Source organism: Streptomyces sp. CB02056 (assembly GCF_001905545.1).
GTDB lineage: Bacteria > Actinomycetota > Actinomycetes > Streptomycetales > Streptomycetaceae > Kitasatospora.
On the sequence record NZ_LIPD01000002.1, the window covers coordinates 398,286 to 410,914 of the forward strand.

A 12,629-nucleotide genomic window follows, 5' to 3' on the forward strand; every position below is an offset into this window, starting at 1 on the left:
TCCCCGGGTGGTGGCCGTTGTCGCTCGGGCACCAGGGGACGCCAGGATCGTACGGGACCGATCGCTCTGCGTCCGCTTCCCCCTGTTCGACCGGCCGCCCGGAACCGATATCGAGCTCCGATCGTGATGTGAACGGGGGTGCGGCCGGAGCGCCTGTGTACGGTTGTCCGTTCGACGGGCGAGGACGGTTCGGGGGAGAGCGATGGGCATCGAGGACGGCGCGGCCGGGCGCGTGGCGCGGGGCCTGCGGGCGGTCGCCGCCTTCGGTGCGGTCGCCGCGCTGCTGGCCGGGTGCAGCGGCGACGTCGGGGCGGTGGAGCCGCCGGCCGGCCCGGCGACGGCGCTGTCCGGGCCGGGCATCTGCTCGACCGCGCAGGAGCCGTTCCCCAAGCTGGCGATGGACGGCGGCGCCAAGATCCTCGAACCGAACCCGTGGAACACCGCGGGCACGGTCTGCGTGGACCCGGTCGGGGACAGCGGGTTCACGGTGTCCCGGATCAACGACTTCGTCCCGAAGAACCCGCTCGCCCCGGGCGCCTACCCCAACGTCTCGACCGCCCCGGGCGCGAGCGGACTGCCGGTGCCGGTCAGCGCGCTCGGCGACGCCACCGCCGACTGGGACGCCAACGGCCGGGTGAGCGGCTCCTTCAACCTCTCCTTCGACCTCTGGTACGGCTCCAGCCCGGACAACTGCCTGCCGGGGGAGAGCGCCGAGGTGATGATCTGGCTGGACGCCACCGACAACGTGCGGCCCGCCGGCGACAAGGTGGCGGACGCCCTGCCGTTCGGGGACGCGAGCTACCACGTCTACCAGGCGCCGATCACCGGTCCGCACAGCGTGATCAGCTACGTCCGCACGGCACCCACCCACACCACCCGCGGCCTCGACCTGCGGCTGTTCACCGCCGACGCGATGGCACGCGGCTACGTCCCGAAGAGCTCCTACCTCTGCCGAGTGCAGGCGGGGTTCGAGGTCTGGAGCGGCGGGACCGGCCTGCGCAGCAACTCCTTCGCCTTCCACAACCGGGTCGGCCTGCCGGCCGGCGAGGTCCCGGCGGGTGCCCCGGGGATCTGCCTGCGGCACGGCGGCGGCGGGACCGCCGGCAGCCCGGTGACCGTCGGATCCTGTGGCGACCAGGCCGTCTCGACCGGGTGGACGGTGGGCAACGACGGTTCGCTGCGCGGCGGAGCGGCCTGCCTGGCACCGGGCGCCGACCGCTCCTCGGTGACCCTGGCCGAGTGCACCGGCGGCTCGGCCCAGCGCTGGGTCACCGCCCCCGGGCAGCGGCTGAAGCACCCGGACACCGGGCTGTGCCTGGGCACCGCGGGCGGGGCGCTCGCGGACGGCACGGCGGTGCTCCTGCGCCCGTGCGCGGACACCGTCTCGCAGCGCTGGAAGCTGCCCTACAACGGGCTCGCGTGAGCCGGCGTCGCACCCGGGAAACCCCGGCCGTGCTGACGTTTCGTCCGCGCACCCCCCATGGGCGTGTCGGGGTGGATGCCCTAGCATTCGGGCCATGAGCGATCGACCGGTACCGAGTGGCGAGCCGGGCCAGCCCGCCACGCCACCGCAGCAGGCACCGGCCGGGGGGCCCGCTCCGGCCACCGGTGTGCCACCGCAGTTCCCGAGCGGAGCCTTCGGCCCCGCGTCCGGCTACGGGCCGCCGCCCGCACCCGCGCAGCCCCAGCAGATGACGCCGCATCCGGTCGCGCAGCCGGTGCCGCCGGTGCCGCACCAGGGCGGCGGACCCGCCCCGGTGGCGCCGGGGCCGGTGCAGCCCGGTCCGGTGGCGCCGCAGCCCGGCCCGGTGGCACCACACCCCGTCCAGCCGCAGGCGGTTCAGCCGCAGCCGCAGGCACCGATGCCGCAGCCCGGTCCGGCCGTCGGGCAGCCCTTCCCGCCGGGCCCGCAGCCGGGCCAGCCCGTGGCGCACTGGCAGCAGCAGGGCGGCTTCCAGCCGCCCGTCCCCCCGCCCGGCCCGGCGGTCTCCCCGGCCGGCACGCCGAACTGGGAGGCGCTGGCCGAGCAGAACGAGCAGTCCGCCAAGCGCGGCCGCAGGCTCAAGCTGATCGGCGTGGTGACCGCGGTGGTCGTGGTGGCCGCCGCCGGTGGCGGCGGGTACTGGTACTACCAGCACGGCAAGGAGAAGACGCCGGTGCCCCACGGCGCCGGCTCGCCGACCCCGACGGTCACCGGCCCGTCGAACACGACGAGCGCGCCGCCGCTCAAGGGCATCGACAGCCCGCCGACCGTCGGCTCGCTGCCCGCCAAGAAGGGCGCGGCCGCGCTCAACCTGGGGGCGGACGCCAAGCAGGGGACGATGGCCGGATTCTCCGGGCAGGTCCTCAAACTGCCCAGTGGCCAGGACTCGTTCGCCTCGACCTCCACGTCGGTCGTCGAGGTCAACAAGAGCTTCACCGTCTCCGCGCGGGTGCTGGTCGACGTGCCCAACGGCAACCGCAGCGCGGTCAGCCAGGGCGACGGCCAGTACTACTCGTTCGCGCTGGGCCGGGCCGGCAACAACGGGCACGACCAGTGGTACTTCAAGGTCCAGGTGCCGGGCGGCGGTTCGGCGATCGCCTGGTCCAAGGGCGACGCGACGGTCAATCAGTGGGTGCTGCTGACCGGCGTGTACGACGACCCGTCGGGCCAGCTCACCCTGTACGTCAACGGCGCTCCGCAGTCCTCGGCCAAGTCGGCCGGGGTGCAGCCGAGCGGCAGCAACTCCCTCCAGGTCGGCCGGCTGAGCTCCAACTCGCAGTGGGCCGACCCCTGGCACGGCGCCGTCGCCGACATCCAGGTGTGGGACCAGGTGCTGCCCGAGGCCGACATCGTCAAGATCGTGGCCGGCCCGAGCTCGCCGCCGTCCATCGCGCCGACCGGCGCCTGGCTCGGCGGCTAGGGCCTGTCTTCGAACTCCCGTCGTCCGCCCGGTGGGCGGGCGGGGCGGCGTTGGGGTGCGTGCATCGCAAGGCGGAGGAGGGAGCCACTGCGGTGGGGGCACCTCCCGGCCGAAGGCTGGGGGCCATTGGCGACCGACGACAACGCGGCGAGGTGCGTGCCCCGGCGTCGCCCCGCAGACGCGAGTTCGAAGACAGGCCCTAGCACCGCCAGGGGCGGGTCCCGCGGGATCCGCCGCGGGGCCGACCGGCCCCCGTGAACGTCCGGCCGCCGCCCCCGGCAGTGTGGGGCGGCGGCCGAAGCGCGCCCCGGGGCGCGCGCTCCACGGCGCGTCCGGATGCGAAGTCCCAGATGAGGAGCAGTACTGATGAGCGCGGACGGCCGCTGGATCCGGCCCGAGTCCACCCGCAAGCCCGTCCTCGGCGGAGCCCGGCCGGGCGGGGTGGCCCTCGGCGAGCGCGGCCGGACGGGCCCCGGGCCGACGCCGGCCTCCCCGGCCGACCGGCGCCGCCGCAGGCCCGGGCCGCCCCGGGTGCCGCACCCGGCCCGGCCGGTGCTGCGGGCGGACTGGCTGCCGCTGCTGGCCGTGCTGCTGGTCCAGGCGGCGCTCTCGTACCACCTGATCCTCAGCAACACCGCCTTCATCGACGAGGGCACCTACATCTACGCGGGCTATCAGGAGATCGCGCACCTGCGGCACGGCACCCCGGTGTCGACGTACGAGACCTTCTTCTCCGGCTCCCCGCTGATCTACCCGGTGGTGGTGGCCGTCGCGGACTTCGTCGGCGGGCTGAACGGCGCCCGGCTGCTGAGCCTGGCGTTCATGCTCTCCGCCACCACGGCCGTCCACCTGGCCACCCGTCGGCTGCACGGCTCGCTCGCGGCGTTCTGCGCGGCGGCGGCCTTCGTCGCGCTCGGCCCCACCCAGTTCCTCGGCGGTCTGGCCACCTACGACGCGATGGCACTGGCGGTCCTCGCCTGGGCCGGGTACTTCGCGGTGCGGCTGACCACGGGCGGCGGGTACCCGAGCCTGGTCGCCTCCGGGCTGCTGCTGGCCCTGGCCGGCGCCACCAAGTACGCCGCGCTGCTGTGGGTGCCGGTGGTGTGCGGCATCGCGGTGCTGGCCGGGCCGCGCGGGTCGCTGCGCAGCTGGGAGGCCTGGCGGCGCGGGCTGCTGGTGCTGCTCACCTTCGTGGTGGCGGTCGGCGCGGCGGCGCTGGCGGCCGGCGAGAAGTACGTCAACGGCTTCAACCACACCACGCTCAAGCGCGCCCCGGGCCACGACTCGTACTCCTACGTGGCCTCGGAGGCCGCCCGCTGGGTGGGTCCGCTGCTGGTGGTCGCGCTGGCCGGGGTGCTGGTGCAGCTGGTGCGGGCGCGGCGGCGCGGCGGCGCGGCCTGGCCCGAGTTCTGGCTGGCGCTGTTGCTGCTGCTGGCCGGGCTGATGGCGCCGGTGAACCAGATCCGCATCCACACCTGGCTGTCGCTGCAGAAGCACGTCGACTTCGGCGCCTGGTTCTCCTGCATCGTGGTGGGCCTGGTGCTGGCCCGTACGGCGCTGTGGCTGAAGGGCCGTCTGCACCTGGTGGCCGGGGTGGCGGCGGCCGCCCTGGTGGTCGGCCCGCTCGCCTGGGTGGGCGCGGCCCAGGGCCGGGAGATGTACGGCGAGTGGTCGAACTCGAAGGAGTTCGTCGCCGCCCTGGAGCCGTACATTGTCAAGGGCGACGACCGGTACCTGGTCGAGAACTACAACGTCCCCGCGTACTACCTGCGCAAGCAGACCACCTGGCAGCAGTGGCACGACCTGGTGGCCGTCTTCCGCCGGGACCCGGCCACCGGCGAGATGCAGAACGGGGTGCCCGCGATCCAGGCCGGCATCCAGGCCCACGAGTGGAAGGTCGTGGTCCTGGACTTCACCCAGACCGGGGCCATCGACAAGGCGATCCAGCCCACCCTGAAGGCCTCCGGGTACCGGGTGGTCACCGTGGTGACGAGCGGGAAGCACGGCCGGTACACCGTCTACGTGGCGCCCGGGTACGACAAGAAGCCGTGACGGGCGCCCGGGCCGGTCGTCAGAAGGCCATGGTGTAGACCATCAGGTCCATCCCCGGGTACGGGGCCCAGTCGCGTTCGGGGGTGCGCCGGAAGCCGATGCGCTCGTAGACGCGGTGGGCGGTGGTCATCTCCGGGCGGGTGGAGAAGGCCATGCCGGCCAGGCCGAGTTCGCGGCTGCGGGTGACGGTGGCGCGGACCAGGGCCTCGCCGACGCCGCGGCCGCGGGAGGCGGCGGCGGTGGCGAGCATCCGTATCTCGCCTTCCCGCGGGGTGGCGATGTCCGCCCACTCGGTGCCGCCGACCGCGTAGGTCACGCAGCCGAGGACCCCGGCTCCGGCCGTGTCGACGGCGACCAGGAGTTCGGCCTCGCGGGCCCGTCGCCCGGCGTCGCGCAGCAGGTCGACGTAGCTGCTCGTGGGGTTGGTGAAGCCGTCGCCGACGAAGGCCTCGACGGTGATCCGGCCGGCGTCGGCGAGGTCCTCCGGGAGGGCCTGGCGGATGAGGAAGTCCATGCGGCCAGTGTGCCGGAGCCCTGGTCGGGACGGTCCTCCGGGGTCGAACGGGTCGGAGGGGTCGACGGGGCCGGGGTCGGGGCCGGGTCGGCGGTGCCGTGCAGCCGGTCGGGGCGGGCCGGGTCGGCCGGGTAGCCGCCCGGGCGGTGGTAGTTGTCGCGGCCGGCCGCCGGGCCGTGGGAGGTCTCGCGGCCGATCAGCAGGCCGAGCAGGCCGAAACCGCCGACGGCCGCGGTCATCGCGAGTGAGCCGATGAGGGTGTCGCTGTCCATGGGCACCACTGTGGCCGGGCGGCGCCGCGGCCACGAGTGGCAGGAACGACCGATCACCTCGAAATCCTGCCATCCTCCCGCCGTCCCCTTCCTTCCGCCGGGGCGGGCGCCGGGGGCATCCTGGTGGGCATGCTGAAGAACGTGGTCGCGGTGGTGCTGGAGGAGGTCCACCCCTTCGAACTGGGTGTGGCCTGCGAGGTGTTCGGCCTGGACCGCACCGCCGACGGGCTGCCGGGCTACGACTTCGCGATCGCCGGGGCCCGTCCCGGGCCGCACGCCACCCACTCCGGCTTCGCGGTGGACGTCCCGTACGGTCCCGAGCGCCTCGCCGGTGCGGACCTCGCCGTGGTCACCGCGGCGAGCATCCGCCCCGGCTACCCGGAGCCGCTGCTGGCGGCGCTGCGCGGGGTGGTCGAGGGCGGCGGCCGGGTGCTGTCCATCTGCAGCGGCGCCTTCGTGCTGGGCGCCGCCGGGCTGCTGGACGGCCGTCGTGCCGCCACGCACTGGCGGCACGGCGAGGAGCTGGCCGAGCGCTTCCCGCTGACCACGGTCGAGCCGGACGTGCTGTACGTGGACGACGACCCGGTGATCACCTCGGCCGGGACGGCGGCCGGCATCGACGCCTGTCTGCACCTGGTGCGCAAGGTGCAGGGCGCCGAGGTGGCCCGGGAGATCGCCCGCCGGATGGTGGTGGCACCGCACCGGGAGGGCGGGCAGGCCCAGTTCGTGAACCGGCCGCTGCCGGAGGCCGCCGGCGACTCGCTGGCCCCGCTGCTGGACTGGATGCGCCACCACCTGGCCGAGGAGGCCACCGTCGAGCAGCTGGCCGCCCGGGCGCACATGTCGCCGCGCACCTTCGCCCGCCGCTTCCAGCAGGAGACCGGCACCACCCCGCACCGCTGGCTGGTCGGGCAGCGGGTGCTGCTCGCCCAGCGGCTGCTGGAGTCCACCGCCGAGCCGGTGGACGCGATCGCCGCCCGCTGCGGCTTCGGCAACGCGGCCGCGCTGCGGCACCACTTCGGCCGCCGGCTGGGCACCACGCCGCTGGCCTACCGGCGTTGCTTCGCCGACCCGGACCCGGACCCGAAGGCGGGCTGAGGGGCCGCAGGCTCGCACCAGCAGGTCCCGCCGGCCGTCAGTCCGTCCCGGCCGTCAGGTGCCCGACGCCGTTCCAGCCGTCCGGCCGCAGCCGCCCGTCCTGGGCCCGCCAGAGGCTGGTGGAGCAGTTGTGCACCGGCCCGAGCGCGGTGAGCTGGTCCTCGGTGAGCCGGTCCAGCGCGTAGCGGAGCATCAGCACCGTGCAGTCGTGCGCGACCAGCAGGACGGGCCGTCCGGCCTCCTCCTCGCAGAGGTCCCGCAGCAGGCTGCGCACCCGCAGGGCGACGTCGGCCCAGGACTCGCCGCCCGGCGGGCGGTAGTACAGCTCGCCCATCTTGCGCCGCCGGGCCGCCTCCTCCGGGTGCTTGGCCTCGATCGCGGCCTTCGGCAGCATCTCCAGGACGCCGAGTTCGCGGTCGCGCAGCCGCTCGTCGTACCGGACGGCGAGGGTGACCGGGACGGAGCCGAGCCCGGCGGCCTGGGCCAGCGCGATCCGGGCGGTCTCGGCGGTGCGCACGTACGGCGAGCACCAGACGCTGCGCGGGCGGTCGGCGCTGGGCAGGCCGGCCCACCAGTGGCCGAGCGCCTGGGCCTGCCGGCGGCCCTGCAGCGACAGCGGGATGTCGGCGTCGCGGCAGCTGATCGGGACGCTGAGCGCTCCGGCGGCCTCGGCCAGCTGGAACTCGACGTTGGCGGTGGACTCCCCGTGCCGGGTGGCGATCAGCACGGACGGCAGCCGGCCGGCCGCCGACGGGCGGTGGGCGGTGCCGTGCTGGCCCTGGCCGGTGGTGTGCGGCCCGTGGCCGGCGGTGTGCTGACCCTGGGCGGTGCCGTGCTGGCCCTGCGCGGTGACGTGGTGGTGCTGGCCCTGCGTGGACTGGTGCTGGCCGTTGAGGGTGGTGCCGAGTTCTGCCATGGCCGCGAGCTCCCCGTGGTCGATCAGGTCCCGGCCGGATGCCGGTCCGGTCTGGTGGTGCCCGGCGTGCACGCCTGTTCATACATATGATCGCGCCGCCTTCTCCAGTGTTCACGGAGAAGGCGGCGCGATCACAGGGCGCGTACCGCGCGAATCAGTGCGCCGCTACAGGCTCCGGCGCGTTCTTCAGCTCGTCGTCGCCGGCTTCGGCGCTGTAGTCGGACGGCCTGGTCTCGTCCGGGCCGTCCGGCGCCTTGACCGCCCGCAGCACCAGGGTGAGCGCCACCGCGACGACCAGGTTGAGGGCGAAGGCGGTGACGCCGATGTAGCCGATCTCGCCGATGCCGGGGATCTCGGCCGCGTTGCCGCCGAAGTGCTTGGTGGCCGGGCTGGCGATCCCGTACGCCTTCCAGGTGCCGTACACCATGCCGGCCGCCCAGCCCGCGAACAGCGCCCAATGGTGGAACCAGCGGGTGAACAGGCCGCCGACGATCGCCACGAAGGTCTGCAGGATCCACAGGCCGCCCAGCAGCTGGAGGTTGATCGCGGCCTGCTTGTCCATGCCGAGCACGAAGACCAGCGCGCCGACCTTCACCAGCAGCGAGACCAGCTTGGCGATCCGGGTCTCGTCGGCGGGGGTGGCGGCGGGCTTGAGCCACTCCTTGTAGACGTTGCGGGTGAACAGGTTGGCCGCCGCGATGGACATGATGGCGGCCGGCACCAGCGCGCCGATGCCGATCGCGGCGAAGGCCACGCCGGTGAACCAGTCCGGGAACATGTCCGCGAACAGCTGGGGCACCGACAGCTGGGCGTTGTAGCCCTTGACGCCCTTGCCGACGCCCGCCGCGAGCGCCATGAAGCCGAGCAGTGCCAGCAGGCCCAGCATCAGCGAGTAGGCGGGCATGATCGCCATGTTGCGGCGCACGGTCTTGCGGGACTTGGAGGCCAGCACGCCGGTCACCGAGTGGGGGTACATGAACAGCGCCATCGCCGAGCCGAGGGCGAGCGTGGCGTACGTCCACTGCTTGTTCTCGGGGATGGTCAGCGAGCCGCCCTTGACCTCCTTGAAGTGCTGCGCGGCCGAGTCGAAGATGTGCCCGTAGCCGCCGAGCCGGATCGGGATGTAGATCACCGCGACGATGATCACGATGTAGACCAGGGCGTCCTTGACGAAGGCGATCAGCGCCGGGGCCCGCAGGCCGGAGGAGTAGGTGTAGGCGGCCAGCACGCCGAAGGCGATGAACAGCGGCAGGTCCTTGACGAACCAGTTGGCGTTCTCCCCGCCGCCGACCCCCAGCACGTCCAGCACGGCCTGGATGCCGACGAGTTGCAGGGCGATGTACGGCATGGTGGCCAGGATGCCGGTGAGCGCGACCACCAGCGACAGCGGCCGCGAGCCGTACCGGCCGCGCACGAAGTCGGCCGGGGTCACGTAGCCGTGCACCCGGGAGACCGACCAGAGCCGGGGCAGGAAGAGGAAGACCAGCGGGTAGGCGATGATCGTGTACGGCACCGCGAAGAAGCCCGCCGCGCCGGTCGCGTACACCGCGGCCGGGACGGCGACGAAGGTGTACGCGGTGTAGAGGTCGCCGCCGAGCAGGAACCAGGTCACCCAGGTCCCGAAGCTGCGGCCGCCCAGGCCCCACTCGTCCAGGTGCGCGGCGTTGTCCGCGCGGCGCCAGCGCGAGGCGAGGAAGCCCATCACGGTGACGAGGGCGAAGAACAGCACGAAGACCACGAGGGCCGGCACGTTGACGTCCTTCATCGCGCACCGCCCTTCCGGGCCGCCTTGCGGGCCTTCTCGTCCCGGGTGATCAGCAGGTAGGCGGCGACCGTGAACACGGCCGACACCGGCACCCAGAGCAGCTGGTACCAGTAGAAGAACGGCACCCCGGCCACCGCCGGGTCGCTCTTGTCGTACGAGGACACCCAGAGCGTCGCGACGATCGGCACGAGCAGGGCGAGGCCGGCCAGCACCCGCTCGGGCGTCACGGCCGGGACGGGCCTCCCGGCTGGCTCGGGCATGACATCTTCGACGCTGGGGGGATCAGAGGGCATCTTCGGCTCCGCTCCGGAGGGGTTCCCCGTCGGCGCCGCAGCCCCTCGGCGCCGAGCGCCGCACGGGCCCGCCGAGCAGCACCATCGGTGATCGGCAGTCAGGTCAGTACGGCTGCGCAATCTAGAGCATGGGGTGATCCATGTCACCGGGATTGACCGAACTTCCCACCAGCCGGACGCAACCGGCCGGAGTCCGCCGCCGGGGGGCGCAAAAGCCACCACCGCCGGGGGCCGCGGGAGAAGCCGCCGCGGAACGCGAAGGGCACCGGCGCGCGGGTCGCGCGCGCCGGTGCCCGGGATGCGGTGGGGGAGTGCGGCTACTCCGGACGCTTCAGTCGGGTGATGAACTTGTAGCGGTCGCCGCGGTAGATGGAGCGCACCCACTCGACCGGGGCCCCGTCGTTGTCGAAGGAGTGCCGGGAGAGCTGGAGCATCGGCAGGCCGAGGTCGGAGCCGAGCAGGCCGGCCTCGCGCGGGTTGGCCAGGGTGGTCTCGATGGTCTCCTCGGCCTCGGCCACGGTGACCCCGTACACCTCGCGCAGCGCCGCGTAGAGGGAGGTGTGCTTGGCCAGGTTGCGGCGCAGGGCCGGGAAGCGCTTGGCGGAGAGGTGGGCGACCTCGATGGCCATCGGGTCGCCGTTGGCGAGCCGCAGGCGCTCGATCCGCAGCACCCGGCCGCCGGGCTTGATGTCGAGCAGCGGGGCGAGCCGGTCGTCGGCGGTGATGTAGCCGATCTCGATCAGCCGGGAGGCGGGCTCCAGGCCCTGGGCCCGCATGTCCTCGGTGTAGGAGGTCAGCTGGAGGGCCTGGGCGACCTTGGGCTTGGCGACGAAGGTGCCCTTGCCCTGGATGCGCTCCAGCCGGCCCTCGACGACCAGCTCCTGGAGGGCCTGGCGCACGGTGGTGCGGGAGGTGTCGAACTGGGCGGCGAGTGCCCGCTCGGGCGGCACCGGGGTGCCGGCGGGCTGGGTCTCGGTGAGCTGCAGCAGGTGCCGCTTCAGGCCGTAGTACTTGGGGACGCGCGCGGTCGGGTCGGTGCCGGCCTGCGTCGGGAGGCTGTTCACCTCGGGGTCGTTGACCTGGGCGGTGGATCCCCCGTCGCTGCTCATCGGACCTGTTCTCCCGCTTCTCGCGAGGCCTACGGCGACCCCGCCACATCGTTAACGGCTCACATCGTTGCATGTATGGCTACGGAACGAATACCTCATCACGCGATGAACGATGTGCGGTGTCGGCTTGATAACGGGTGGTCGAGATCGGTCGAACAGCCGTTGACAGGCCCATTGGTCTAGGCCAAGCTCCAGGCAGCTGGTCTACACCACTAGGCCGGTAGCTATGAATCCCCCCACCCGTTCGAAGGGGTCCGCGGCACCTTTCCCCCCGCTTTGTGTGGGTCTGCCGCTGCCGCCCGACGGGGGTAACCCAGGCATCCCTCAGGAGGATGGCGTAATGAAGCGTCAGCTCATCGCGGCGGTCGGCGTCGCAGCAATGGTCGTCGGCCTGGCGGCTTGCGGCTCGGACGGCAAGAAGAGCGAGGGCGACTCGGGGTCGTCCTCCGCCTCCGCGGCGGACAAGTACAAGGGCAAGACGCTCAAGGTCTGGACCATGACCGGCTCCGCCCCGAAGGGCTGGACCGACGCGGTCAAGACCGAGTTCGAGACCACCTACCCGGGCTCGAAGGTCGAGTACGCGACCCAGGAGTGGGGCGGCATCGGCGCCAAGATCACCGCCGCGCTGTCGGAGGGCTCGGTCGACGTCCTGGAGGTCGGCAACACCCAGACCGCCGGCTACGCCTCCTCGGGCGGTCTGCTCGACCTCACCAAGGAGAAGGCCGCCCTGGGCGGCGACGCCTGGCCCGCCAACCAGAACGAGTCCGCCGTCCTGGACGGCAAGCAGTACGCCGCCCCGTGGTACGTCACCAACCGCGTGGTCGCCTACAACAAGGACCTGTGGGCCAAGGCCGGCCTGACCGACACGCCGAAGACCCTGGAGGAGTTCTACAGCGACCTGGAGAAGCTGAAGACCACCGAGGGCGTCGTCGACCCGATCTACATGCCCGGCCAGGAGTGGTACGTCTACTTCGGTCTGCTCACCAGCGAGGGTGGCAAGATCGCCAAGAAGGACGGCGACAAGTGGGTCGGCGGCCTGGGCTCGCCCGAGAGCCAGAAGGCCTTCGAGACCTACAAGAAGCTCCAGGGCTACTCGGCCACCGGTCCGAAGGACAAGGACGAGGCCACCCCGCAGCAGAAGGACGTCTTCGCCCAGGGCAACGTCGGCGCCATGATCGGCCTCGGCTGGGAGCTGCCGGACGAGAAGGCCATGCCGAAGGACAAGATCGGCTACTTCGCGCTCCCCGGCAAGACCGCCGACAAGCCCACCGGCGTGTTCCTCGGTGGTTCGAACCTCGCGATCGCCTCGCAGAGCAAGAACACCGACATGGCCAAGGACTACCTGAAGATCGCCCTCAACGACAAGAACGAGGGTCTGTTCGCCGCCGCCGGCATCACCACGAACAAGCCCGCGCTGAACGCCAACATCCAGGGCGACTTCGCCAAGGCCGCCCAGCAGGGCGCCACCGTCGGCGCGATCACCCCGAACACCCCGAACTGGTCCAGCGTCGAGGACAACCCGAACCCGGTCAAGGAGTTCCTGACCGCTGTCCTCCAGGGCGGCGACTTCGCCTCCACGGCCAAGAAGTACGACGACGAGATCGCCAAGAAGCTCAACCAGAAGCAGTAAGCACCCGGGACCCGTCCTCGGCCCTCCCGCAGGCGGGAGTCCGGAGGCGGGTCCCAGCAGCGTCGTTCACCGGCCCC

At 72.8% G+C, this 12,629-nt stretch carries 10 protein-coding genes; 5 read left to right on the top strand and 5 right to left on the bottom strand.

The genetic code is table 11. The features are described from left to right. The first annotated feature begins 202 nt into the window (after positions 1 to 202). The 3 genes from AMK13_RS05835 to AMK13_RS05845 all read left to right on the top strand — a co-directional run bounded on the left by AMK13_RS05835 (position 203) and on the right by AMK13_RS05845 (position 4,955). A complete protein-coding gene (locus tag AMK13_RS05835) occupies positions 203 to 1,423 on the top strand; it encodes a ricin-type beta-trefoil lectin domain protein (RefSeq protein WP_074001409.1) in 1,221 nt (406 codons plus the stop codon). A gap of 94 nt (positions 1,424 to 1,517) precedes the next feature. Beyond that, complete coding sequence (locus AMK13_RS45750) at positions 1,518 to 2,903, top strand: LamG domain-containing protein (protein WP_143204493.1); 1,386 nt, start codon at positions 1,518 to 1,520, stop codon at positions 2,901 to 2,903. A gap of 366 nt (positions 2,904 to 3,269) precedes the next feature. Beyond that, entirely contained in the window at positions 3,270 to 4,955 is a 1,686-nt protein-coding gene (locus AMK13_RS05845; protein WP_074001411.1) for an ArnT family glycosyltransferase, read from the top strand. A 19-nt stretch (positions 4,956 to 4,974) separates the two neighbouring features. On the opposite strand, the gene AMK13_RS05850 is transcribed toward AMK13_RS05845, so the two are convergent. Beyond that, complete coding sequence (locus AMK13_RS05850) at positions 4,975 to 5,469, bottom strand: GNAT family N-acetyltransferase (protein ID WP_074001412.1); 495 nt, start codon at positions 5,467 to 5,469, stop codon at positions 4,975 to 4,977. 401 nt (positions 5,470 to 5,870) lie between these two features. Here AMK13_RS05850 and AMK13_RS05855 point away from each other — a divergent pair, with 401 nt between their 5' ends. Further along, positions 5,871 to 6,839, top strand: coding sequence for a helix-turn-helix domain-containing protein (locus AMK13_RS05855; RefSeq protein ID WP_074001413.1), 969 nt, complete (start codon positions 5,871 to 5,873; stop codon positions 6,837 to 6,839). 37 nt (positions 6,840 to 6,876) lie between these two features. Here AMK13_RS05855 and AMK13_RS05860 read toward each other — a convergent pair whose 3' ends face one another. The 4 genes from AMK13_RS05860 to AMK13_RS05875 all read right to left on the bottom strand — a co-directional run bounded on the left by AMK13_RS05860 (position 6,877) and on the right by AMK13_RS05875 (position 10,922). Then, positions 6,877 to 7,755 (bottom strand): histidine phosphatase family protein, encoded by an 879-nt coding sequence (locus tag AMK13_RS05860; protein WP_107418693.1) that lies wholly within the window; start codon positions 7,753 to 7,755, stop codon positions 6,877 to 6,879. 154 nt (positions 7,756 to 7,909) lie between these two features. Then, positions 7,910 to 9,520, bottom strand: a complete 1,611-nt coding sequence (gene mctP, locus AMK13_RS05865) for a monocarboxylate uptake permease MctP (RefSeq protein ID WP_049649418.1) — start codon at positions 9,518 to 9,520, stop codon at positions 7,910 to 7,912. Further along, the gene (locus AMK13_RS05870) at positions 9,517 to 9,780 is read right to left on the bottom strand and encodes a DUF3311 domain-containing protein (protein WP_049649419.1); all 264 of its coding nucleotides are present in this window, start codon (positions 9,778 to 9,780) and stop codon (positions 9,517 to 9,519) included. Before AMK13_RS05870 ends, mctP begins: the two co-directional genes overlap by 4 nt. Before the next feature lie 350 nt (positions 9,781 to 10,130). Further along, positions 10,131 to 10,922 (bottom strand): GntR family transcriptional regulator, encoded by a 792-nt coding sequence (locus tag AMK13_RS05875; protein WP_049649420.1) that lies wholly within the window; start codon positions 10,920 to 10,922, stop codon positions 10,131 to 10,133. Positions 10,923 to 11,262: 340 nt separating this feature from the next. Here AMK13_RS05875 and AMK13_RS05880 point away from each other — a divergent pair, with 340 nt between their 5' ends. Then, the gene (locus AMK13_RS05880) at positions 11,263 to 12,552 is read left to right on the top strand and encodes an extracellular solute-binding protein (RefSeq protein ID WP_074001414.1); all 1,290 of its coding nucleotides are present in this window, start codon (positions 11,263 to 11,265) and stop codon (positions 12,550 to 12,552) included. Positions 12,553 to 12,629 lie beyond the last annotated feature (77 nt).